Annotated in this window: 21 protein-coding genes; 13 read left to right on the forward strand and 8 right to left on the reverse strand. The window is 41.9% G+C overall.

The features are described 5' to 3' along the window. Nucleotides 1-193: 193 nt before the first annotated feature. Nucleotides 194-1,789, reverse strand: a complete 1,596-nt coding sequence (locus CDC37_RS13240; protein WP_096626183.1) for a S8 family serine peptidase — start codon at nucleotides 1,787-1,789, stop codon at nucleotides 194-196. A gap of 783 nt (nucleotides 1,790-2,572) precedes the next feature. Here CDC37_RS13240 and rpe point away from each other — a divergent pair. The 4 genes from rpe (at nucleotide 2,573) to CDC37_RS13260 (ending at nucleotide 6,287) form a co-directional block, all read left to right on the forward strand. Then, nucleotides 2,573-3,280, forward strand: a complete 708-nt coding sequence (gene rpe / locus CDC37_RS13245; RefSeq protein WP_096622432.1) for a ribulose-phosphate 3-epimerase — start codon at nucleotides 2,573-2,575, stop codon at nucleotides 3,278-3,280. A 212-nt stretch (nucleotides 3,281-3,492) separates the two neighbouring features. Next, a complete protein-coding gene (locus tag CDC37_RS13250; protein WP_096622434.1) occupies nucleotides 3,493-3,780 on the forward strand; it encodes a hypothetical protein in 288 nt (95 codons plus the stop codon). 457 nt (nucleotides 3,781-4,237) lie between these two features. Next, on the forward strand, nucleotides 4,238-5,173 hold the full coding sequence (gene rbsK, locus CDC37_RS13255) for a ribokinase (RefSeq protein WP_096622435.1): 936 nt from the start codon (nucleotides 4,238-4,240) through the stop codon (nucleotides 5,171-5,173). A 130-nt stretch (nucleotides 5,174-5,303) separates the two neighbouring features. Continuing rightward, complete coding sequence (locus tag CDC37_RS13260; RefSeq protein WP_096622436.1) at nucleotides 5,304-6,287, forward strand: alpha-ketoacid dehydrogenase subunit beta; 984 nt, start codon at nucleotides 5,304-5,306, stop codon at nucleotides 6,285-6,287. A 92-nt stretch (nucleotides 6,288-6,379) separates the two neighbouring features. Here CDC37_RS13260 and glsA read toward each other — a convergent pair whose 3' ends face one another. Then, nucleotides 6,380-7,390 carry a glutaminase A gene (gene glsA / locus CDC37_RS13265; protein ID WP_096626185.1) on the reverse strand — a complete coding sequence of 337 codons (1,011 nt, stop codon included), beginning with the start codon at nucleotides 7,388-7,390 and terminating at the stop codon, nucleotides 6,380-6,382. A 985-nt stretch (nucleotides 7,391-8,375) separates the two neighbouring features. Here glsA and CDC37_RS13270 point away from each other — a divergent pair. The 5 genes from CDC37_RS13270 to CDC37_RS13290 all read left to right on the forward strand — a co-directional run bounded on the left by CDC37_RS13270 (nucleotide 8,376) and on the right by CDC37_RS13290 (nucleotide 14,980). After that, entirely contained in the window at nucleotides 8,376-9,458 is a 1,083-nt protein-coding gene (locus CDC37_RS13270; protein WP_096626187.1) for a septal ring lytic transglycosylase RlpA family protein, read from the forward strand. A 337-nt stretch (nucleotides 9,459-9,795) separates the two neighbouring features. Further along, a complete protein-coding gene (locus tag CDC37_RS13275; protein ID WP_096622438.1) occupies nucleotides 9,796-11,400 on the forward strand; it encodes a bifunctional pantoate--beta-alanine ligase/(d)CMP kinase in 1,605 nt (534 codons plus the stop codon). A 217-nt stretch (nucleotides 11,401-11,617) separates the two neighbouring features. Next, nucleotides 11,618-13,273 carry a metallophosphoesterase gene (locus CDC37_RS13280; RefSeq protein WP_442861092.1) on the forward strand — a complete coding sequence of 552 codons (1,656 nt, stop codon included), beginning with the start codon at nucleotides 11,618-11,620 and terminating at the stop codon, nucleotides 13,271-13,273. A gap of 29 nt (nucleotides 13,274-13,302) precedes the next feature. Continuing rightward, the gene (locus tag CDC37_RS13285) at nucleotides 13,303-13,875 is read left to right on the forward strand and encodes a GrpB family protein (RefSeq protein WP_172892781.1); all 573 of its coding nucleotides are present in this window, start codon (nucleotides 13,303-13,305) and stop codon (nucleotides 13,873-13,875) included. 349 nt (nucleotides 13,876-14,224) lie between these two features. Next, nucleotides 14,225-14,980 (forward strand): SDR family oxidoreductase, encoded by a 756-nt coding sequence (locus CDC37_RS13290; RefSeq protein ID WP_096622442.1) that lies wholly within the window; start codon nucleotides 14,225-14,227, stop codon nucleotides 14,978-14,980. 4 nt (nucleotides 14,981-14,984) lie between these two features. Here the strand turns inward: CDC37_RS13290 and CDC37_RS13295 are convergent, their stop codons facing one another. The 3 genes from CDC37_RS13295 to CDC37_RS13305 form a co-directional block, all read right to left on the reverse strand. Then, entirely contained in the window at nucleotides 14,985-15,377 is a 393-nt protein-coding gene (locus CDC37_RS13295; RefSeq protein ID WP_096622443.1) for a hypothetical protein, read from the reverse strand. A gap of 326 nt (nucleotides 15,378-15,703) precedes the next feature. Further along, nucleotides 15,704-16,552, reverse strand: coding sequence for a YaaW family protein (locus CDC37_RS13300; RefSeq protein WP_096622444.1), 849 nt, complete (start codon nucleotides 16,550-16,552; stop codon nucleotides 15,704-15,706). A gap of 472 nt (nucleotides 16,553-17,024) precedes the next feature. Next, nucleotides 17,025-17,765, reverse strand: coding sequence for a hypothetical protein (locus CDC37_RS13305; protein WP_096622446.1), 741 nt, complete (start codon nucleotides 17,763-17,765; stop codon nucleotides 17,025-17,027). Between the two features lie 351 nt (nucleotides 17,766-18,116). Between CDC37_RS13305 and CDC37_RS13310 the strand changes: the two genes are divergently transcribed. Next, on the forward strand, nucleotides 18,117-18,833 hold the full coding sequence (locus CDC37_RS13310) for a class I SAM-dependent methyltransferase (RefSeq protein ID WP_096622447.1): 717 nt from the start codon (nucleotides 18,117-18,119) through the stop codon (nucleotides 18,831-18,833). 86 nt (nucleotides 18,834-18,919) lie between these two features. Here the strand turns inward: CDC37_RS13310 and CDC37_RS13315 are convergent, their stop codons facing one another. Next, complete coding sequence (locus CDC37_RS13315) at nucleotides 18,920-19,567, reverse strand: molybdenum cofactor guanylyltransferase (RefSeq protein ID WP_096622448.1); 648 nt, start codon at nucleotides 19,565-19,567, stop codon at nucleotides 18,920-18,922. Between the two features lie 582 nt (nucleotides 19,568-20,149). Between CDC37_RS13315 and CDC37_RS13320 the strand changes: the two genes are divergently transcribed. Further along, the gene (locus tag CDC37_RS13320) at nucleotides 20,150-20,536 is read left to right on the forward strand and encodes a DUF4278 domain-containing protein (RefSeq protein WP_157780743.1); all 387 of its coding nucleotides are present in this window, start codon (nucleotides 20,150-20,152) and stop codon (nucleotides 20,534-20,536) included. Nucleotides 20,537-20,984: 448 nt separating this feature from the next. Here CDC37_RS13320 and CDC37_RS13325 read toward each other — a convergent pair whose 3' ends face one another. Beyond that, nucleotides 20,985-21,425, reverse strand: a complete 441-nt coding sequence (locus tag CDC37_RS13325) for a hypothetical protein (protein WP_157780744.1) — start codon at nucleotides 21,423-21,425, stop codon at nucleotides 20,985-20,987. 378 nt (nucleotides 21,426-21,803) lie between these two features. Further along, a complete protein-coding gene (locus CDC37_RS24335) occupies nucleotides 21,804-21,968 on the reverse strand; it encodes a hypothetical protein (protein ID WP_157780745.1) in 165 nt (54 codons plus the stop codon). A 69-nt stretch (nucleotides 21,969-22,037) separates the two neighbouring features. On the opposite strand from CDC37_RS24335, the gene CDC37_RS13330 reads away from it, so the two are divergent. Further along, complete coding sequence (locus tag CDC37_RS13330; RefSeq protein ID WP_096622453.1) at nucleotides 22,038-22,325, forward strand: Mo-dependent nitrogenase C-terminal domain-containing protein; 288 nt, start codon at nucleotides 22,038-22,040, stop codon at nucleotides 22,323-22,325. A gap of 456 nt (nucleotides 22,326-22,781) precedes the next feature. Further along, the gene (locus tag CDC37_RS13335; protein ID WP_330220848.1) at nucleotides 22,782-23,456 is read left to right on the forward strand and encodes a response regulator transcription factor; all 675 of its coding nucleotides are present in this window, start codon (nucleotides 22,782-22,784) and stop codon (nucleotides 23,454-23,456) included. Nucleotides 23,457-23,684 lie beyond the last annotated feature (228 nt).

The raw sequence follows: 23,684 nt of genomic DNA on the forward strand, positions 1-23,684 counted from the left end.
AGATTATTCTTTTACCAAGCAATAAAAGCAGGGATATACCCCATCCCATTTCCCTTGTATTTTAATTCTGCTGTCAATTAAATTATTGGCGTTGCTGAATACAAATATAAATTGGGAATTTGACGTTGGGTAGACGTAGCGTTGCTACGTCTCTACAATTCCTGTGTCCTGTATTCTTGAATTCTGCTGTAAATCAATTTTCACTTACAGTCCACCATGCGATCGCATATGCTTGGGTCGGTTCATGAACTTGCTTTGCGTATTCAACACGGATTTTGTAATTTCCAGCTTTGGAAACAGGACAGAAAATGTGTTCCACATTATCTACTTCGCTGGTGGATGCGCAAATACTACCTTTGTCTGTAGGAGATGCATTTACAGGTACTAAATACAGATTGAGATTATTTAAACCGCGATCGCGAAAGTTCTCACCTTCGTCAAACATTTGATTTTGATTGCGATCGCTTAATTCCACCAACCGATTCCAGGTTAAAGTCACAGACACAAAACTACCCGCTTTCAGAGGTTTTGCAAGGGTATATTCAACTGGTGTACCCAGATTAATTTCTCCATAATCCCAACCCAGGGGGGGAACAGGTTGGGATGAATTAAACTGTCCAGCACTAAATTGTTGGTAAGCGCGGAACGCATGTAAATGTCCCGTACCCATCTGCGCATCTAAAGGTATTTTGGCATCTTGATAGGCATCCGACTCTAACCAATTTTTATTTTGTTTATCAATCAAAGTACGTGTCATTCCCAACCGCAACCCATTCCCCTCATCCCGCAACTTTTCCGCCGAATTTAACAATACCACCTTCATCACCTCCTGACGACGAGCTGCGGTAGTCCAACGGGGTTGCTTTTGACGTAACATGCGATCGCCAAATTCCTGTAATAACGCAACCGTCGCTGTCACATGGGGAGCAGCAAAACTAGTGCCAGTAACATTTTTGACGCTACCATTGGGATTAACGGTGGGAATACTGTAACCAGGAGCCACGATTCCCACGGAGCGACGGTTGTCAAAATTAAATTCTTTACCAGCTAATCTCCGTGTTGCTCCCTCACCGACAGCAGCTAAATTAGAAACATCAACCTTACTAAAAATTCCCTCACGACGGGAAGAAAAGGCCACATTCACCGCATTATAGTTATCAGTAGGGATAGGAATTCCCCCCTTACCCTGATTCCCTGCAACCACGTATAAAACGTTGTGGACGCGACTCGACCAATCCACACACATGGTTAATAAAGCATTGCCATCAAGAATCGGGTTTGCACGGGGGTCACGACTTAAAGGTTCACCGAAACTAAAATTAATTGCGCGGATATCACCGCCATTTTGTAGAGCAATGTGTTGTGCAGATAAACATTCCTGCGGTTGTCCCAGACCTTTCATCGCTCCTACCGCAGAGGAATATAAGCGTGCATTCGGTGCAATTCCCGGAAAGGCTTTATCGTTACTTACCATGATTCCAGCCACATTGTGGGCATGGGTATCCACCCCACTATTAGACTTGGCTGGTTCATTGCGGGAAAAAACCCCCTCCACAGATAAATTCGGTTTCTTAGAAACGGATTTATCGACCCCAAATTTACCGGGACGACCAATTTCAACTTGACCAATAGCAATTTTGCGACCAGTCAAATTATATGGAGGTTTGTGCAACCGCAAAGCATCAATCCCCGTTGCATCTAAAGATGTTCTATAAATAAATGCCAAAGCAGGTGCTGTTACACAGGATAAACCCAATCCCCACAAAATCCAACTCAGTTTTTTGCTCATATCTTTGCTATTTAGTCTATTGATGATTTTAAACCGAAAATTTGTCTCCATTAAATATCGGGAGTGAGAGAGACACGACATGTCGCGTCTGTACCGGAATAGGGAGTAGGTGTAATCACAGATGCAAAAAAATCTTTGCCAATGGCCTCATCCCAAACACTTTTCTTTCACCATCGATATTAAGATTAGTGAAAACCTCCACCATTTTTGACCCATTTGAGTATTCGCGAATGAAAAACCGAAATTTCTGGTGAGGGAGCGATAAGCGTTGAGTAATGGGTAGATTTTCCCCTTATCCCCACTTTTCAACAGTAGGTAAGTAGGTAGGTGCAATTAAACATAAAACTGCAATGTAACCGAACATTCAGCTTAAATCCTTACTCCCGTATAGACGCGATATATCGCGTCTCTCCCTAATCCCTCCCTGTACAGACGACCCGACGGATCGTCTCTAATCCCTGTATTTGTCCATTGTTTGTCTATATCCAGCCGATATTGAAAATTTTCTCCACTATTATTTGATATTCGATCTTCTCAAAGGCTTACCCTTGTGAACTAATCCCGACTTCCGACTCACCCTATTGACAAACGAAGACTGTCGATAAATTAAGTTTTGGTTAACTGAGAGCAAAAATCCCCTATTTCCTTGAATTTTTCAAATTCTGACTATCTATATGTTCCATTCGCTGACACTGACCTGTAGGATGGAATTGGAAGGGCAAATAATTGCTCATATTTTGTTACAATCAATACAGACAGAAAACGCATCAAAACCCACTAGCCATGACCCAAACCCAACCAGAAAAACCCATTGTGATTGCTCCCTCGATTCTCTCAGCAGATTTTAGCCGTTTGGGAGAAGAGATTCGTGCTGTTGATGCAGCAGGGGCTGATTGGATTCACGTCGATGTAATGGACGGACGCTTTGTACCTAATATAACAATTGGACCACTAGTTGTGGAAGCAATTCGTCCGGTGACACAAAAGCCATTGGACGTGCATTTGATGATTGTGGAGCCAGAAAAATACGTAGAAGATTTCGCCAAAGCTGGTGCGGATATTATCTCCGTCCATTGCGAACATAATGCATCACCTCACCTACACCGGACTTTGTGTCAAATCAAAGAGTTAGGAAAGCAAGCAGGGGTAGTTCTCAATCCTTCCACTCCTTTGACTTTGATTGAGTACGTCCTGGACGTTTGTGATTTGATTTTAATCATGAGTGTTAACCCTGGATTTGGGGGGCAAAGTTTTATTCCCGCAGTTGTACCGAAAATTCGTCAACTACGGCAGATGTGTGATGAACGTGGTTTAAATCCCTGGATTGAGGTTGATGGGGGGTTAAAAGCAAATAACACTTGGCAAGTATTAGAAGCCGGTGCAAACGCCATTGTGGCGGGTTCTGCGGTGTTTAATGCACCTGACTATGCTCAGGCAATTCATGCAATTCGCAATAGTAAAGCACCTGTACAGGAATTAGCTCAGGTCTAGAACAGGGAGACGTAGCAATGCTAATAGAGACGTGGCAATGCTACGTCTCTACGGTAATTTTGGTTTTAATACAAAATGTAGATAATTGAAAATTCATGCCCAAATTTCAGTAGCGTCTCCGTATTTTAATGAATTCTGAATTCAATTCAATCCAAAATCCAACAATTAAGTGTGCTACACTTATAATTATAAGGCGATTAATCAAAAAAATTATGCGTTTAAAACGTTGGGAATCCCCTCGTCGTCAAGGACGTAACGATAAAGGTCGGGGAGGTGCGGCTCGTCAGAGGCAATTGCGTAAACAACAGCAACAACTGCGGCAAAAGTTAAAACAAGAACAGATTACAAAAAACCAGTCCGAACAAAAACCAAATCAGAACCAACCAGGAGGGGGAAGCAAATCATTGCTTCCCTCTTTGTTTGTTTTGGCTAGCAAGAAAAATAGGGAGTGGGGAATCGGGAATCGGAAAATTAACAGAACTCATACCTGTTTCAGATGAAACTGCATATAATTTTTTTGCCATTGTGTAGCTTGCTTGTTGCGGTGCAGTGCAGAACGAAGTGGAACTCGGCAATCTGAGCAACTCGTTAATATTGAAGATGATGAGATTGCTTTGTCGTTCATCCTCGCTGCGGACAACTTGTCATGTGCAACATCACATTCAAACGGTATTACCCAAAAGTAAGCGTCACTTGAACTGGTTTTTAGCTCAATACGAGACTTGGCTTGTGGTTTTTTGCGACTAGCCTTGATGTACTGCTGACACCATAAGCGGAGATAGGCGTAGCGCAGTTTCTCTTTGAAATACAAGAAATAAAAGCGGTTTGTCTCTACTCCCCATTCCCTACCCACTACTTACTTCAGTTTATTTTATGTCGTAGGTTATCTAGATTTTACCAGATGGCAGTTGGTAGTATATTCGCTGGAAATAACTCATACAAACATCAACACATGATATGGCCGTTATCGTCTTCGGCAGCATTAATATCGACTTGGTTGCAACTGCCACTCGCTTACCCGTAGCGGGAGAAACGCTGCTAGGACGGGATTTTTTTAAAGTACCTGGTGGAAAGGGTGCAAACCAAGCTGTAGCAGTATCAAGATTAGGAGTAACAACCTACATGGTGGGTCGCGTTGGCGCTCACAGTTTTGGTGCGGAGTTGATTAATAGTTTACAAGCGGCGGGTGTACGCACTGAGAATGTATCGATTGAAGCAGTAGCTAATTCCGGTGTGGCAATTATTATTGTGGATGAGCGGGGTGAAAATCAAATTGTTGTCATTCCTGGAGCAAATGCTCTAATTGATGAGGAGGATGTGGCGCGTTTAAGGGAAATATTACCCCGGGGGAAGGCGTTATTATTGCAGTTTGAAATTCCCCTTGCGGCGGTAATTTCGGCTGCACAAACGGCTCACAGTGCTGGTGTTCCGGTGATTGTAGACCCTGCACCGGCTCAGGATAGTTCCCGACTAGATGAGTTGTACCCGTTAATTGATATTATTACCCCGAATGAAATTGAAGCGAGTCAACTGGTGGGGTTTGGTGTCAGTAATCAAGACAGTGCAGCGGAAGCTGGACGGGAGTTACTGAGACGAGGTGTGAAATGCGCCATCATCAAGTTAGGTGCAAAGGGGGTCTACTGTGCTAACGCTCAAGAAGAGTTTTTTACACCTGCTTTTCCCGTTCCAACTGTGGATACAACTGCTGCGGGTGATGCTTTTAATGGGGGTTTAGCAACTGCGATCGCTGAAGGTTTAAGTTTACGGGAAGCTGTTGTTTGGGGTGCAGCAGCTGGTGCATTAGCAGCAACTAAACCGGGTGCGCAGCCTTCACTTCCTGACCGATTCACCTTTGATAGTTTTTTGCAAGCTCAGGGAGTAAACCGATCATAGTTCATGGTTGGTGTATGCCACTACAAACCCCTGAAATCGGGATTTTTCCCCAAAGCCGTCGATAACTTTACGGTAATTATGGTCAATGCACGATAAGATTCTATAACGAGAAATTTTAAGCAAAGGTCTAATGGCGGAAACTTTATTTTTTAATGCTCTGCGGGAAGCCATTGATGAGGAAATGGCTAGAGATAAGACAGTGATGGTTTTAGGTGAGGATGTGGGTCACTATGGTGGTTCCTACAAAGTCACGAAGGACCTGTATAAAAAATATGGAGAATTACGCGTCCTGGATACACCAATTGCGGAAAATAGTTTTACCGGAATTGCAGTTGGTGCAGCGATGACTGGGTTACGTCCCATCATTGAAGGGATGAATATGGGGTTTCTACTACTTGCCTTTAACCAAATTTCTAATAATGCTGGGATGTTACGTTACACTTCCGGTGGTAATTTTAAAATTCCGATGGTTATCCGTGGTCCCGGTGGTGTCGGGAGACAGTTAGGTGCGGAACATTCCCAGCGTTTGGAGGCCTATTTTCAAGCTGTTCCGGGTTTGAAAATTGTCGCTTGTTCTACCCCCTATAACGCTAAGGGTCTGCTGAAATCGGCAATTCGGGATGATAATCCGGTGTTATTTTTTGAACATGTTTTACTGTACAACTTAAAAGAAGATTTGCCGGACACGGAGTACCTACTGCCTTTAAATAAAGCCGAAGTCGTTCGCAGTGGTCAGGATGTAACGATTTTAACCTATTCCCGGATGCGTCACCATGTGATGCAGGCTGTGAAAAGCTTGGAGAAATCAGGCTTTGACCCGGAAGTAATTGATTTAATTTCCCTGAAACCCCTAGATTTTGATACGATTGGTGCATCAATTCGCAAAACCCATCGGGTGATTGTGGTGGAAGAGTGTATGCGCACGGGTGGTATTGGAGCGGAGTTGATTGCATCAATTAATGACAGGTTATTCGATGAACTAGATGCTCCGGTGTTGCGGTTATCATCCCAGGATATTCCCACTCCCTACAATGGAACTTTGGAAAGATTAACAATTGTCCAACCAGAGCAAATTGTTGAAGCTGTGGAAAAAATGGTGGCACTGCGGGTATAGAATAAAGTCTTAATGTGGTGCAGGCTGGAAGCCTGTTCCACTCCCAACTCCCTAATTTCTGAGCATTCTAGGAGTTTGTGAAAAATCCGAAATTAATTTCCATTACGGAAAGTTGGTGCGGCAATCATTCCTAGTTTGTCCCAGAAACGGGAAGAGCAATCAAATAGGTGTAAACCAAATTCCTGGGATAGTTCTTCGCAAACCTTGACACCGCGTACACTGTTTCCTCTGCTATCTAAGGGGGGTGAAAAGACTGCAATTCCCATTTGTCCAGGGACTACAGCGATAATTCCCCCACTGACTCCACTTTTAGCGGGGATTCCCACCTTATAGGCCCATTCTCCAGCAAAATTATACATACCGCAGGTGTACATCACACTCAGAATATCCTTAATGCAACCACTGTCAACGGCTGTTTCTTGGGTTAGGGGATTCACTCCCTTATTGGCAAGGGTTGCTGCCATCACTGCTAAATCTCGACAATTGACCATGACTGCACATTGTTGAAAATAGAGGTCAAGAACTGGCTCTATCTGCGCGTCTATCATTCCAAAGTTTAACATCAGGTGGGCCATTGCTCGGTTACGGTGTCCGGTGGAGCGTTCGGAGGTAAATACGGAAATATCCACAAACACATCATGGCCAATATAACGACGATACATGTCTAATAAGCGATTTAAACGCTCCGTTGGGTCATTGCCTTTGATTAAACTTGTGGTGGCGATCGCTCCTGCATTTACCATCGGGTTATGGGGTCGTTTCGATTGCTCGTCTAAAATAATCGAATTAAATGCGTCTCCGGTCGGTTCTACCCCCACCCGTGTTAACATGTAGTCCCTTCCCCGGTCTGCTAAGGCTTGTCCGTAAACAAATACCTTGGAAATGGATTGAATCGTAAATAAATGATCCACATCACCCACCGCGTATACATCCCCATTCACCGTTGCGATCGCAATACTAAATAGTTTGGGATTGACTTTCGCTAACTCTGGAATATAATTGGCAACTACACCATCTTGCAAATGCTGATATCGATGATGTAAGTCGGCAATAAACCCCTGAATTGGTGATTTAATTAGTTCGATTTCCCCTTGATTCCCCATCAGAACTACACCCATTTTTAATGTTTTCTCTAATCTACTCCACTCGGTGTCCGGTCGTCCCTACCTCTCCAGGTTATCGATGGTGTATCAATTTATTCCATACTGCGAGTGTCAAGTTTAAATAGCTTGATATTTGCTGTATTGTTATTAATAATCATTCCCAGTGTTTACTTTGTAGGTGAGGATAGGCGATCGCGAAACAAAGAAAATTCTCATCAAAAGGATAAGGGAAGCTGATGTAAATCGCTAATTAATTACTAAAAACAATTAAACCTATAAGTAAGTATAAGAAATCTATTTATTAGTATTTCTAAACTCAGTAGTCCATCTCTGTTTATTATCAAATCTTTTTATGTTTTTTGCAAGACTCAAATAGAAATATTTCTGATTATAGGGGTGATTCCGGCGTTGTTCCCCTGATAACAGTAATAGAAAATTCTAATCATAAATCCATCTAATTCGGGTAATATGTGTTTCTTCTTTAACTAAAACTGAAGGAACGCAAACTTAGACAGCATCTAGAAAATAGGCGTGTAAATAAATAAAATAACACTGCATACATATAAAATTGCCGATGTCAAGAATTTAAGTTTTTGTAAAAAGTTGATAAGATTCAGAAATGTTTGGAAAAAAAATGTTACACGCCAAAACCCTAGTATTTAAAAGACTTTTGCCTATGTGTTGATCAAGTTCAGGAACGAAATTTACCTAACTTTACGCTAAAACCCCGATCCACATGTTCAACAATTCGTGTTAATCTGTTGCAGTCACAATCAAAAAGTGAAAGCGAAACGAGTTCGATCAAGCTGAAGCAAATTGTTGAAGCTAGGTAGTACTTGTGAAAGTTACAACCAATCAAATTTCGTTTTGCGGGACGGGTTCGCGAGCAAGGGCAAATCATGATCACGAAATTGATGTTTTTGATTCCATTTGTGCCCGGTTGCATTCCGAATCCCTGTTCTTTAGTCGCTTTACATTTGAAGGCATGAATCACAAAAAATTTTGGACAGTTGTCGCGCTAGTTACGAGTTTTGCTGGAATTCCATCGCTAGGTCGCACCGAAGCGACAAAGCAATCATCGACCGCAAAACCAGAGGTGCAAGCTACAGAAGTTGTCAAAGTAGGTGAATACCAAGCCGAAGACAACAACACCGTAGTCACCCAAATCCATAGCCATGAAATGGATGGAAAAGCAGCCGCAACCTTGTATGTTCGCAACATTCCCGTAATTACATTCATTGGTGCTTCAGCGTCTGCCGATACTGAAGCAGAGACCAAAATGGGAGCAGTTCAAGAATCAGACAACGGACAAGCAGCAAACATCCAGAGTGGTGTCCGCGTAGCATCTAGCCAGAACCTAACCCAAATAAAAAATTCCGTATCCGTCAACAATAGCGACCCTGTACAGCGTGCAAGTGTAGTCGCAGCTCGAATTAATGATTTAGTCCGTGCAAACGTTGATGCAAGCAAGATTGCAGTTAGTTGGAAACCTTCCGAACCAGAAACTGCTGCGAATAAAGCCCTAGAAAACTCGGCAGCATCGGTAGAACGCTACGAAATTAAAGCCGATGGTCAAAAAGTTGTAGAAATTAACCCCAATACTAGATTGGCGGGTGCTACAGAAAACTTGGCCGCAGACGCATTACAAGCAACCAATCGTTTGCGTCGCTTAATTGGTGGTGCAGAACCAATTACCGAGATTTCTAACTTACCCCCAACCCAGCAAATCGCTGGTATTTCCCTACCCCGACCAGCCCAGCAAATTGCTTCCGTACCTGTACGTTCCACAATTCTGGGGATTGCTTCCTTCTATTGGCAAGGGCAAAGAACAGCAACGGGAGAAAGATTTAACCCCAACGGATTAACCGCAGCTCACCGCAGTCTGCCATTTGGTACACGGGTACGGGTTACTAACAAAAGAAACGGACGTTCAGTAGTTGTCCGCATCAATGACCGAGGACCATTCATTCGTGGTCGTGTGATTGACCTATCCCTTGGAGCTGCAAGAGCGATTGGGATGGTTGGTAATGGATTAGCACCTGTGAAGGTGGAAGTTTTAGGGCGCTAATTTGTGGAGGAGACGGGAGACAGAATACAGGAGGGGAAATTTAATAAATACATGAATACTCCGAAATATTTATTAGAGAAGACCCTCCCCATTCCCTACTTTCTACCTCCCTATTCCCCATTCCCTAAATCTAGTCAACAGTTAACAGCCTAATAAATTATTTGGTGAAGGAAATTAAGTTTACTTAAAAAAAAACTTACAAACTGACTCACAGTTTTTACGCAAAATTTGCATACACTGAGGCGTAAAAACTCTAGACAGCTACCCCTAGTGTCACATCTATTGATAGGATTTCGGATCTAAACTATCGATGAGACAGTGTAACTAGGGGATTTTTGTGCGCCTGATTAGAACCGTTGCAGCTTTGCGGTGTTATTTGGCTAAACGCCGTATGGAAAATATATGCGCAATTGAAGAAGAGTCGCTACAATTTGAGTTAACAAGCAGTTTCCGGACTGCGATAGGCTTTGTTCCCACGATGGGGGCATTACATCAGGGGCATTTAAGTTTGATTCAAAGGGCAAGGGCAGAAAACTCGACGGTGATTGTGAGTATTTTTGTCAACCCCCTACAATTTGGGCCAAATGAGGATTTTCAGCGATATCCGCGCACATTCGACCATGACTGGGAAGTATGTGCGCATGAAAAAGTGGACGCGTTATTTGTGCCTACTCCGGAAGAATTAGGGATAACGGAGAATAATATACAAGAATTAAAAATTACACAGGTTATCCCTCCATCTGCTATGATATCTGGCTTGTGTGGTCGTTCTCGGCTAGGTCACTTTCAGGGTGTGACTACGATTGTGACTAAGCTCTTTAACTTAGTGCAACCTGACCGAGCCTATTTTGGTGAAAAGGATGGACAGCAACTGGCAATTATCAACAAGTTAGTTGCCGACCTGAATTTGCCAATTGAGATTATTGCGTGTCCGACGGTACGTGAACCATCGGGGTTAGCCTTGAGTTCGCGTAACCAGTACTTAACTGCTGACCAAAAAAAAGACGCGGCTATTTTGTACAAAAGTTTGCAATGTGCGCAAGCCGCATTTAAGGCTGGTGTTCGGAATTCACGTGAATTAATCGCGATCGCCGCACGCGAAATAGCCAAAGTTAAAACTGTATCTGTCGAATATATTGAATTAGTTGAACCGACTACTTTAATGCCCATTGAACTTATTCAGGAGGAAGGAATGCTCGCGATCGCCACTCGTCTTGGTTCTACACGTTTAATTGACAACACCATGCTGCGCGATCGCCAACCGATCATCGCCATAGATGGTCCTGCTGGAGCGGGTAAGTCTACCGTTGCTCGCCAAGTTGCCAGTCAATTAGGCTTGATTTATTTGGATACGGGTGCTATGTATAGGGCCCTGACATGGTTAGTTTTAGAAAAAGGTATTGCCGTTGATGATGAATGTGCGATCGCGGAATTAGCCGCAACCAGCGTCATTGAACTAGCCTCCAATAAATCCCTAGATACCCCCGTCCAGGTGTATATTGATGGGCATGATGTCACCCAGCAAATCCGCACACCGGAAGTCACCGCCAATGTATCCGCAATTGCCGCTCAAAGTGCAGTTCGTCAGGCATTAGTCAAGCAACAGCAGCGCTGGGCGAAAAAAGGCGGATTAGTTGCCGAAGGTCGGGATATTGGCAGCCATGTTTTCCCCGATGCCGAAGTAAAAATTTATCTAACTGCATCCGTAAGGGAACGGGCACGTCGTCGTCAACAAGACTTTCACAAACAAGGGCGAACCCAAATCACCCTCGAACAACTAGAAAAAGATATTGCCGAACGCGATCGCAAAGACAGCACCCGCAAAGTCTCCCCCCTGCAAAAGGCTCCTGACGCTGTGGAATTGACCACCGACGGCTTAACAATTTCCCAAGTCACAGCCCGTATCATCGACTACTACCAACAAAGATTAACACCCCAGTAAAGTTAAGTTTTGTTGGTTTTTTTTGTGAATTCAACCCCTCCTGTGAGTCTGCGGTGTATTCTATATCGCTGACTCATATTTTTATTTTGGATTGAGTAAACAGGAGACAGATTTTTTGGGGATTTGAGATTTTGGATTGAGTAGACTTAACACCCACCTAATTAACGACAAATTACGTACGCGAAGCGTTGCCGTAGGCTATTACAAATTACGAATTATCACCACCATGTCCCAATTACTTACCGATCCATTCTTACAATTACCCACTCCCAATTCCATACGGGTTGTTTGGTTTACGGATTTTGCTGGTCAATCCCATTGGGTAGAGTTTGGTGAGCATCTAGAGCAAAAAATTACTGCTGTCACCCAAAAACTCACACGCACCCGTGAAGATCAACAATCCTATCTCGGTGAACAACGGGGTGATGGCAAAGTTTACACATCCCCCACACCGCGTTTAATTTGGCGACATGAAGCGGAAGTGACGAATTTGCAACCCAATCAACGCCTTCCCTACCGGGTTGTTAGTTTTGATGGGGATAGGGTGATTACCAGTCGTATATTTAGCCTGACTCCAGCACCAACTCCAGGTACACCATTAAAAATCCTGCTGACTTCTGACCACCAAATTAAACCAATGGTAGCGGCAAATTTACAGAAAGTCGTGGAAACCGTCGGTCGAGTCGATGCAGTTTGGTTTGCGGGGGATTTGGTGAATATTCCAGACCGAGCTAGCGAATGGTTTGATGATAATCGCGGTAATGCTTTTTTTCCCTGTTTGCAAGGTAATGCTTGTTATCCCATACATGGACAGCAAGGTACGCATATTTACACCGGTGGCGAAATTATCCAACATGCACCCATGTATACTTGCATTGGCAACCATGAAGTGATGGGACGATGGGAGTCGGGAGTCAATTTAAATGCGGAATTTGATAATACCATACCTCGACAGGTTGCACTGCAATTATTTGGAAGCGAGAATATCAAAAATAATTCCTTTAATACTGATACCTACGAAGAAATATTTACCCTTCCCCAATCCCCAACGGGTGGTAAAACCTATTACGCGGTGACATTTGGGGACATACGCTTGGTGGTGTTGTATGCAACCAATATGTGGCGATTTGTAACCACTGAGGGTGGTAAACAGGGAAAATATGGGGAGGTGGAGGCAGATTTCGAATATCCCGAAAAATGGGGTTACGGACAACATATTTACGAAGCGATCGCCACTGGTAGTCCCCAGTATCAATGGTTGGAAAGGGAGTTGGCTAGCAGCGAGTTTCAAAGGGCAAAATACAAGGTGGTCATGTTACACCATCCTCCCCATACCCTAGGTAAAAATATTGTCCCCCCCTATACGGATCCGATTCAAACTATCACACGGGATGAAACGGGAAAGGTAATTGGGGTGAGTTATGAGTATCCTCGCGCACAGGATTATTTGCTGCGTGATGTTGTACCGTTATTGGAAACAGCCCAGGTACAGCTAGTCTTTTACGGACATTCCCATCTCTGGAATCGTTTTACCAGTCCTTCGGGAATGCATTTTTTAGAAACATCCAATGTCGGTAATTCCTACGGTGCAGCCTACGGAAACAACCACCGTGACAATATCCCCGACTGGGGGAAAGAGGATTATCAATCCCTGGGAAATCCCAACGGTCTCCCACCCCAAATCCCGAATATCGCTCCTTTGCTGGATGCTGATGGTAATCCTTTGCCCTATATTGCAAGTAACGAAATTACCGTATTTAGTATTTTGGATACGGGAAGGGGAGTTATTAGTAGTTATTGGTTTAATACCAGTAAACCGGATGCGGATGTGGTGAAATTTGATGAGTTTGCCTTGGGAAGGAATGGGAAGTAGGAGATAAATCAAACAGGATTGATATATACATGAAAAAAGTCGAAGTTGTTCCCCATAATCCGGAGTGGCAACGGGAATTCCACAAAGAATCCCAGTTTATTTTAGCTGCTTTCCATGATAATTCAACTAATTCTGGGGATAATCCTTTGATCACAGCAATTCATCATATTGGTAGTACATCAATTCCTCATATTTACGCCAAACCAATCATTGATATTCTAGTGGAAGTAACGGATATTGAGCGAGTAGATGCATATAATCCGCAGTTGATAGCTTTAGGTTATGAAGCAATGGGAGAATTTGGTATTCCCGGAAGGCGTTATTTTCGCAAAGAAATCAATCAGGTTCGTACCCATCATGTGCATATTTTTGCAACTGGTTCCAAGCATGTCACGCGACATTTAAAATTTCGTGATTATATGATTGCCCATCCCCAACAAGCTCTAGCCTATAGCAATTTGAAACGAGATTTAGCTGAAAAATTTCCCCATGATATCGAAGCTTATATGGATGGGAAAAATGGATTTATCCAAAATATGGAAGCATTAGCGTTAGTTTGGCAAGCTGAAGACAAAGGAAATCTAGGTTTTGCTACCCAGTAGAGATATGCGACCATTACGGATAACTTTGCCAACACTGTGCTATCGCGTTGTTCTGCATAATACATTCTCCAAAAAATATCTTTTCAGAATGAATATTGATAATAACTACGATTCTATAAGCTTTTGAGCGCAAGTTATATCGATTCTCTTGTACTTTGCAATAAGTGAAACTAGAATAATCAACGGTTACAGCCCCTGATATGTTATGTAGCAATCATTAGCGTCGACGATATTACACTTAATTTTGTCCAACTACTTAATATAATTTCATCCTTCCCCTTTTCCTTTGTCCCCTTAAATCCTATGATAATCATTACAGAATTTAACCAGAATCCAGCGAACTAATACTATGACTGATTTTAGGGAAAAGGTAGTTTTAATCACAGGCGGAAGTTCCGGTATCGGGAAAGCCACTGCTTTAGCTTTTGCGGAGAAAGGTGCAAAGGTGGTAATTGGTAGCCGTAGGGAAAAGGAAAGTCAGGAAGTTGTTGACAAAATTCAGGCACATGGTGGGGAAGCAATGTTTGTGCCGACGGATGTGAAAAAAGCTACCGATGTGGAAAATTTAGTGAATCAGACAGTCAGTAGTTTTGGACGTTTGGATTGTGCTTTTAATAACGCTGGAACGGAAGGGATGGTGGCTCCGGGTATTGAACAAACGGAGGAAGCTTGGGATGATGTGATTGATACTAACCTCAAGGGGGTTTGGTTGTCGATGAAGTACGAAATCCGCCAGATGTTAACCCAGGGTGGTGGTGTCATTGTCAATAATTCTTCTGCTGCTGGGGTGATTGCAGCTGCGAACCTATCTAGCTATGTTGCTAGCAAACATGGTGTTATGGGTTTAACAAAAGCATTTGCCTTGGAATATGCTCCCCACAATATCCGTGTCAATGCGGTATGTCCTGCTTGTATTGACACAGATATGGTGCGTCGTGGTTTTAACAGTCCGGAAATTCTGGATTACATGATTAAGTTGCATCCGATTGGTCGGATCGGGACACCGGAAGAGGTTGCGAATGCGGTAGTTTGGCTATGTTCGAGTGATTCCAGTTTTGTCACGGGACATGGTTTGCTGTTAGATGGTGGTTTTACGACCTGTTGATTTTTTATACTGAATCTGGGGGACGGAAACTATCTAAGGGAGCGCAAAAACTATCAATGCCATACTTAGTAATGTAGAGTAAAATTGGCACTGCTAGGGGCTGGGGAAAACTAGAAATGGTTTTTAGGTGCGTAAATAACTCTTGAATTGAGCGATCGCGTAATTGACTGCGAAACTGATTTTGACAGAGAATAGTTCGCCAACGTCTGGCGAGCGCATCTAACCATTCGGAGTTGTCTCGTTGCGGTTCTAAACCCGCTCTAATTGCCAAGGTCATGGCCGCATCTTCCAAATCCCCTTCGCAATCTTCGATTAAATCAAGAGCTTCCAATGCGATCGCGTCTTCTGCAAGTTGCGATCGAAATTGGGCAATTTCTCTGGAGGTAATTATTGTCATGAAATATTTTTCAGTTATGCTTCCAATAGAAAAAATGCACACTACCATCTCAACTTAGTAGAGGCATTTTCCCATTTTGGTATTAAGTGCAATCAGGATGCACGTCAGGTTATAATAAATAATGTTTCATGTCAACTTTTCCCGACAAATTGTCTCCCAAAGCTGTAATTCTGGAGAGGTTGCTGCAATAACATCCCTCTCAAGTTATACTTGGTACGGTGATAGATTTTTCTTGAAGTTTGTTGACAGTTAACCGTTAACAGTCAACAGTTAACGGTTAAATATCCAAATAAAAGCTCAGTTTATAGCCATGCAAAGTATAGTTATTAAACAATCGCCATTTCCCAAGATTGACCACGGGTAAGACGAATTTGAGCAAGGGTGAAAATTGTCGGAATAATCCGTCCATAGTTGGTGGCAATTGTTCGCCAACCTAAATCAGCGAAAAACCATCCCCACATGGCTGGTCCGAGGAAGGCGAACACACTGCGAACTGCACCATAGCGAGCTGCGGATGTGACCATTCCCCGTTTTGCCATTTGCATTGCCACATAATTTTGAAACTGTCCAGCAGCAGCTTTACTTCCTTGAAGGATTGATTGTTGAGCAACCTGATAGGAAGCAAAATGGATCGCAAATTGACGGGCAATTTGATTTAAGAGTAATGGACGTAACACCGAAGTTACCGCAAAAGCACTAGTACCTTTAAATAATAACCCCAAGGGGTCGCGTTGCAATGCCAAGTCGAGGGATTGAGTGGGGACGTTTTTCGCCAACTGTATCTGAACTTTTTCATTTAATTTCTTTTTCTCTGCCGGTGGTAATTTTTTCCACACACCACTTAATAAAAATAAAAATACTTCTGCTTCTAAATCAACTGTGGATAGATTGTCTGCGTAGGGAATTTTGAGATATTTACAGACTTGAATTAGTGCTTGACGGTAAGAAACTTGTCTTGTTTTTCCTCGTAGCACCGTCACTCCATCCGCAGCTAAATAGCGAAACCTTTCCTCTAGAGAATCAATCCAAGCATCACGTCCATTACGTTGGACTTCATAGGGTTCAGGTGTATTAAAATAATCTAATGGATTAAACTTACGGCTAAACATGATTGCCGTTAAATCTTGCAACTCTTGCTCTGTTGCTAGTTCAAGGGCTGTTCTGAGTTCATCCAATTTCCCATCCTCCTCAACCGCAGTGTTATGTACCCTATTCTACTACTTGCTTTTGGATGTGGAGATAACAAAGATGACAGGTGGGGAGGAAATAGTTTGTAATTCGTAATTTGTAATTTGTAATTTGTAATTTGTAATACCGGTTATGCGGGGAGTAAGCTACGTAATTTGTAATAGCCTGCGGCAACGCTTCGCGTACGTAATACTCGCTATGCGGGAAGCAAGCTACGTAATTTGTAATTGTTTCAGAAGCTAGTGGTTGCTGTCACCTGTCAACAAAATAACAAGGAAGAGATATTAGCGTCGGAAGTATAACTGCTTCTGAGTTCTAAGTAGGTAGGTGCAATTAAACCTAAAACCACAATGTAACCAATCATTCGGCGTAGAGACAACCCGACGGGTTGTCTCTACTCCCTGACGGGTCGTCTGTACTTCCTGATTTTCACGACAATTTTCACCACCTACTTACCCATCAAGCATAAATCGCTAATCTTTGTTCTAAGCTGTGCAATTGTATCTCCAGGCTAAATATTTCCTCGATGTCGTCTAGGGTGTAGGCTTGAGCAAATTGATTGCGTTGACGATGGAGTTCGGCGATTTTGGTTTCTAAAGCATGTTTGACGAGGGGATTAATCTGATTTTTGGGGTTTTGGGGAGCAATTTCTACAATGCGACGACGGAGATTACGTATTTGGTCGTCGGTAAATTTTATCACTTCTGCACTGGGATGGTAGTTTACCTGTAACTGCGATCGCTCGATTTCTAGTTTCACTATTTTAGCAACTAGGGCTTGGGTAATTATCTGGTCAATCTGATTTTGGGAGTGGTTTTCAGTAGGTATATTGGAGAATTGTTGATGTAGTTGGGAAATTTGCTGGCTAATTTCGATGACACTGGGGTGGTTGGGGGAAAATTTGGCTGTCAACATTGTCCGTTCCACCTCTAGGGATGCAAGTTGATTGACCAATGTCTGAAATTTACTTTCCGGTTTGGGGGTATTTCCTCCCTGCAAGGAACGTTGTACCATTAGAATAGCTTCCCTGGCAAAGGCTGGCTGGACTAATACAAATGCCGGAACCGTCACCGCAGTTAGCCCTGCAACTGCGATCGCCATCACTGTCGCTCGCAACTGATTGTAGGATTTGCTTTGGGCGTACAGTAATAGTTTTTGATTGAAGGCAGTAGATTTACGAATAGCTTTACGAATAGCCATATCAAGTTCACTATATTAGGTTAATCGGGAATCAAAACAAATCTGAATAAATATATATTTTAAGGATTCATCCCAGAATCCGGGTATTCCTCATATTTCCTGATTTTTCACCAAACCGCTAAAACTTTCAGGAAATAGGTAGTAGTGCAAAATTAATTTGTAACAGCTCAGTTTATTGCTTTGCAAAGAGTAATCACATTTGATTATTTCCCCACAAAGGAAGACTGCGATCGCTGCTCAACATCACAATCAAATTGCCTTCCATTCTGTCTCCTGCATTTTTAGTGCCATTTTTCCAGACAAGCGATAATATTCACTTGTTGAGTGCTGAAAAATTGGGATGCGATCGCTATGTCGTCAGAAATATTTCCAGGTGAAGTATTTGCCAATGCTACGGATTTTGATCAAGGTATTCGCCAGCTATTACCATACTACGATGAAATGCTGGATGCGATTACCCGTTGTGTTCCTTCCACCAGTTCACGCATTCTCGAACTGGGTTGCGGAACTGGAGAGTTAAGCCTTAAACTCCTCAAACGCTGTCCAGATGCAGAAATTATCGCTTTGGATTATTCCCCCCGTATGCTCAAACTTGCTCGCAAAAAAATCAAAGATGCAGGTTACGATGACCGATGGATGGGGGTTGAGGCTGATTTTGGGGAATGGGCAAACTATCCGGAAAAATACGGACTCAGGAGTGATTTTAATGCCTGTGTGTCTTCCTTGGCAATCCACCATCTTCAAGATGAAATGAAAGCCAAATTGTATCAAACTGTTCGTTCTGTATTAATTGAGCATGGTTGTTTTTGGAATGCAGACCCCGTTCTTCCAGAATCTCCCCAATTAGAGGAAGTGTATAAATTAGCTAGGGAAGAATGGACTGTCAGAAATAATATCAATCTGGTCGATGTTCGCATCAAGATGGGTTCTAGCGATACCCACGGATATTCCAGTCAAGACCAACTTGCTACCCTCGAAGCTCAAATTCAGATGTTGAAAACCGCAGGTTTTAATACCGTTGCTATTCCCTGGAAATATTATAACATTGCCGTGTTTGGAGGCTTTTAGGAGTTATGTGAAAAGCCAGAGGATTTTGGATTGTGAAATATTTGCTGTATCAGCCAACCAATATTCTGGTTGGGTTTCTTTGCTGCTTATTGGAGGGGTAGAGATTTTTCGTTTTTACTCCCTGAATTTTCCGGCGATTCCATCCACCATTGTAAATCCTCTGGAGTATTACAATTAAAAAACATCTGCCTATTTCCAGCATCAATTGTTAATTCATGCACTTGATTTTGTTGCAACCAACCTTGAAAAGAACGTCCACCTTGAGCAATAAATTTCTTTAAACTTTCCACAGCAGATTGGCGGTAAAATCCACACAGGGGTTCCCATCCTTTCTCAACCTTAACAAGAGCCGCGATCGCATTGTGATCCACATGTATTAATTCTTCTTGCCATTTTCGCAAAATATCGCTACACAAATTCGGTAAATCGCAAGCTAATAATAACACCCATTCGGTTTTGATTTCGGGTAAAGCTTGGGCAAATGCAACTAAAGGACCCGCTTGTTCCTGTTCATATATATACTGGATATGCGGTGGCAAATAATCCCGATAACAAGGGTTTTCAAGGGAATCACCTTGCGATCGCAATTTCGTCACTATATAAATATTTTCACTTAACTTTCTTGCCACATTACACACATGAGCAATCAATGGGACTCCATCAATTAAAATCAAAGCCTTATCCCGTCCCATCCGCGAACTTTTTCCACCAGCTAAAATGATAACGCTCAACATTGCTCAAAGAATACAGGATATAGAATATGGTCATCAGGAGACGGGAATAATACCAATTTAGCAAAAGATATGGAACAGATGAATTTTGTTTTTACAGATGCAATATATCATGTCTCAAGTTCTGGATCTATTGCAAATATTGACGTTGTGCAGAGACGTAGCATCCCTACATCTCTAGGATAATTTTGGTTTTAAGACAACAAAATGTAAATAATTATAATTCATGCCTAAATTCAGCAATCCCAGTATTGGTAGGATCAGCCTTACTCCCGTACAGACGCGATATATCGCGTCTCTCCCTAATTCCTGATCTCAACAACAATTTTCACCACCCACCTACTTAAATAGCTTTTATCCATATGTCTATTCCCCATTCCCAAATCCCTCATTAATTTTTATTAAAAGTATCGACAAAATAATCAAAAAGTAACGTATGATACAGAAAAGCAGGCGATAATAATCAACTTCAAGTTAATCGAGCTTGGTCAGCGAGTGTAGCTAATAGCCAACGAAAGAAACTCAAGTTGAATGCACTGCAATGAGCGAGTATTTGACTTTGGAACAGGAAAAGAGGCAAATCAGGTGACTAGATTAACTTATCGTGGGGTTGAATACGAAACCCATAACCCAGAAATTGACGTGATTCCCACCCAAACGGTCGGGAAATACCGGGGTCAATACTGGAGAAAAAACACAGTCCGCATGATGCCAATTGATACGCGAGATGTAGATTTAAAATATCGAGGGGTGAAATATCATCTGGGTCCAGAAAAAGAACCACTGACCCAACTCATCAAGCTAGCTGATAGATGTGTGATTTCCGGTAATGGACAAAAACCAGAAAATATTCATTGCATCCATTTAAGAAATATTCGTCGCAACATCGAATATCGTTTAGCGATCGCTAAGTTAAAAGGTGACGATGCATTGGTGAGAATGTTGCAAGATGAAGCGAGACAGCTTGTGTAATTCAGATATCTGTACAATATCTACAAGGGGTTTATCCCCTTTTCATTTTTTATTCTCAATTACTCAAGACTTACCGACGGATTCCTGAAGTTGGCGTAAGTTGACAGAACTATGTAGGGTCTGCTGTTCGCGAAGCGCAGCACTAGCTGTAAAAGTCTTGTAGTGAAAAAGTCTTGTAGTGAGGGTAGGGAACAGGGAGAGACTTTTAAAACATCCTTTTAGAAGTTGGAATTTCCACATTGTCAAAATACCCTTTAGTTAGGGTATATAGCAATCCGATTTAAGTCGTGAAAAATAGCGTTTCGTTGACTGATGACTGGTGACTGTTAACCGTCAACCATCAACTTTGAACAACCCTAACATGTAAGATTTCACAAATTATTTAGGACTGCGGCATAACTCATAAATAATAGCTAACTGCTTGCAGTATAAAATAATTATAATTATATTACTTTTTATTAGACATTGCATAGGCCGCAGCAAATATGCTCATAAAGCCAGCAATTATCCATTGATTATTATCCTTACTTGTCGCTTCTAATTTCTCCTGGTGAGAATTTTTGAGAAAGCGATTAATTTTCTTTTGCAATGCTTGAGATTTATAGTGGGAATTAAAATCACTATTGACAGGTAAATATCTTTTACTATTGTCCGTGTCATTCATAACTAAGACAACTTGAGATTTTATCTCTTCAGTATCTTCTGAATTATTTTTTATTTTCCACTGATTATTTTTTTGTTCAACTCGAAATTGTGCTTCTTGAATGTTTTCTAAGGGAATTTCTCTCATCTCAGAACGAAGAAAACTACTATTTTCAATGGTGCAGTATCCCTCGTTGGCATTAAATTTATCTCTTTGACAATAAATTGAATTTTTGGGCGAAAACATAATTAAAAATATACCAATTATGATTAAGAATATATTCAACATCTATTTCCTCCAAAATTTTATTAATATTTGTGATTTTCCACGCTATTAACCTATGTCAAAATGCCAAAATTTTACCAATTCCACAATTATAGATTGAGGAATTTCTCATCATAAGAGCAGCATAATACTATTGATTAAAAATTAAACTTTATGGAAGTTTGACATGTTATCTAAGTTGTTTGTAATGTCGCGACTTCAAGATAAGGCTCTTGCTATAATCTTCAAGCGCAACATGCTAAGAGTCAAATATCTCAGCGCGCAAAGTATAAAGATGTTTTCTCACCAAATTCTGAGATTGGATAAATTCTTGTTCAATTTCCTTTATCCTGTTTTTTCCTATTCTCGGTCTGCACTTAAATGTTCGATTGCCTTCAGGGGAAAATATTCCCAAAATTGACTCCATTGACCCTTGGATTGAACCATAACTTCAGGGAAAGCATCCGGAAGCAATGAATAGGTATTTGTAGTTAAGGGTAGTTGGGGAAAGACAGCGTAAATCAAGTTGCATAAGTCATCCCCGCTCAGACGTATATATCTACAGAAGCAAGAAAACAGCCAGAGGTCAAGATGATGACTACATTTACACCAGTCCGTCCCCATGCAGATGTATTTGCACCCCTACGTCAGTGGTTAGAAAGAATCGAAATCCACAACGCTGCGATCGCTCATTTTTTATGCAAGTTGATACCGTCCCAATGTCCCTTTGAACGTGATGTGATGGTATTTGGGAAAAAGCTATTTCATATTCCCCCTATGTGCAAACTCAATCCCTTTTATGAACAGGTGGTGGGACTACGTTTCAAAGCTTTGTGCTTCCTTGCTGATGAATGCGGTGAAGATATTACTGCCTATTGTTAAGGATGGACAACATTTTGGGAAAATCGGAAAACTTAAAACTTATTTGTTAAAACTATCGGTAGTTTACTCAATTTAGATCAAAACTCAGCTTATACTGTCTTGTTATCTTTGAATATAATCAGTTGGAATTTCTCGCCAATTCTTAAAACTTTTAGGGAATAGAGAGTGGGGAATAGGGAATGGGAAAATTAGTTCAGGGTATATACTCACATCTTGCACCAAGAAAAGCTGATGAAAATAAAATACTCTGTATAAATCTAAATGTACTATTTTAGCGTTAAAAGCGAACAAGGGTACTGTAGCTATATCGTGTATATTTTAAAATTCAACGTATGTATACGTAAAGGTGCAAGATAATATAGCTCATCGCTAACCACTCGCTGTATACCGAAGTTAGTGAGAAATATGGATTATGGGAAAAATTATCTTCCATCCACTCAAAGTCCACATGCAAACATCATGACACATATATTATTAGTTGAAGACGAGGTGAAATTAGCTCAATTCATCGAGCTAGAATTATCCGGGGAAGGATATCAAGTCAAAGTTGTCCATGATGGTTTAGGTGGACTTCAGGCTGCACGGGAACAAAGTCCAGATTTACTGATTGTAGACTGGATGCTACCAGGAATATCCGGCTTAGAAGTTTGTCGGCGTTTGCGCACTACTGGTGATGCAGTTCCGATTATTTTACTAACCGCCACGGATGAAATCAGCGATCGCGTTGCTGGTTTAGATGCTGGTGCTGACGACTACGTTGTCAAACCCTTTCGCATCGAAGATTTACTCGCCAGAATCAAAGCCCATTTGCCCACCAACCCACAACAAGACCCCAATATCCTCCAATTTGAAGACCTCAAACTCAACCGTTACAGCCGAGAAGTCAGTCGTGGCGATCGCAAAATTGAACTCACTGCCACCGAATTCGACCTTCTCGAATACTTTCTCCTACATCCCCGCCAAGTTCTTACCCGCGATCGCATCCTCGAAGCTGTCTGGGGATATGATTTTATGGGAGATTCTAATATCATTGAAGTCTACATCCGCTATCTTCGCATCAAATTAGAAGCCCATAACCACAAGCGTCTTCTCCATACTGTTCGAGGTGCTGGTTATGTCTTACGCGCTTAATCCAAAAGTAGAAACCTGTTTGCTATTTCAGCTTTATTTCCGGATATGTTCAACTTTATATAGCACCGGCGGTATCTTACTCTATATTATCCGCAATTTGTCAAGATGTCAATAATCAGTCTTGAAAATATTGTGATTACGTCACATTATTGCAAATAGAGTCATTAATATTGAGATAAAAGGCAATTTATTGAGAATTAGATGACCAAACCGAGCAAACGCCAAATT

The organism is Calothrix sp. NIES-3974, assembly GCF_002368395.1.
In the GTDB taxonomy this organism is placed as follows: domain Bacteria; phylum Cyanobacteriota; class Cyanobacteriia; order Cyanobacteriales; family Nostocaceae; genus NIES-3974.

What these genes read in the sequence shown, in the direction of transcription:
- CDC37_RS13240 (WP_096626183.1), bottom strand. Translation starts at nt 1,789, where the DNA reads ATGAGCAAAAAACTGAGTTGGATTTTGTGGGGATTGGGTTTATCCTGT.
- rpe (WP_096622432.1), top strand. Translation starts at nt 2,573, where the DNA reads ATGACCCAAACCCAACCAGAAAAACCCATTGTGATTGCTCCCTCGATT.
- CDC37_RS13250 (WP_096622434.1), top strand. Translation starts at nt 3,493, where the DNA reads ATGCGTTTAAAACGTTGGGAATCCCCTCGTCGTCAAGGACGTAACGAT.
- rbsK (WP_096622435.1), top strand. Translation starts at nt 4,238, where the DNA reads ATGGCCGTTATCGTCTTCGGCAGCATTAATATCGACTTGGTTGCAACT.
- CDC37_RS13260 (WP_096622436.1), top strand. Translation starts at nt 5,304, where the DNA reads ATGGCGGAAACTTTATTTTTTAATGCTCTGCGGGAAGCCATTGATGAG.
- glsA (WP_096626185.1), bottom strand. Translation starts at nt 7,390, where the DNA reads ATGGGGAATCAAGGGGAAATCGAACTAATTAAATCACCAATTCAGGGG.
- CDC37_RS13270 (WP_096626187.1), top strand. Translation starts at nt 8,376, where the DNA reads ATGAATCACAAAAAATTTTGGACAGTTGTCGCGCTAGTTACGAGTTTT.
- CDC37_RS13285 (WP_172892781.1), top strand. Translation starts at nt 13,303, where the DNA reads ATGAAAAAAGTCGAAGTTGTTCCCCATAATCCGGAGTGGCAACGGGAA.
- CDC37_RS13290 (WP_096622442.1), top strand. Translation starts at nt 14,225, where the DNA reads ATGACTGATTTTAGGGAAAAGGTAGTTTTAATCACAGGCGGAAGTTCC.
- CDC37_RS13295 (WP_096622443.1), bottom strand. Translation starts at nt 15,377, where the DNA reads ATGACAATAATTACCTCCAGAGAAATTGCCCAATTTCGATCGCAACTT.
- CDC37_RS13305 (WP_096622446.1), bottom strand. Translation starts at nt 17,765, where the DNA reads ATGGCTATTCGTAAAGCTATTCGTAAATCTACTGCCTTCAATCAAAAA.
- CDC37_RS13310 (WP_096622447.1), top strand. Translation starts at nt 18,117, where the DNA reads ATGTCGTCAGAAATATTTCCAGGTGAAGTATTTGCCAATGCTACGGAT.
- CDC37_RS13315 (WP_096622448.1), bottom strand. Translation starts at nt 19,567, where the DNA reads ATGTTGAGCGTTATCATTTTAGCTGGTGGAAAAAGTTCGCGGATGGGA.
- CDC37_RS13325 (WP_157780744.1), bottom strand. Translation starts at nt 21,425, where the DNA reads ATGTTTTCGCCCAAAAATTCAATTTATTGTCAAAGAGATAAATTTAAT.
- CDC37_RS13330 (WP_096622453.1), top strand. Translation starts at nt 22,038, where the DNA reads ATGACTACATTTACACCAGTCCGTCCCCATGCAGATGTATTTGCACCC.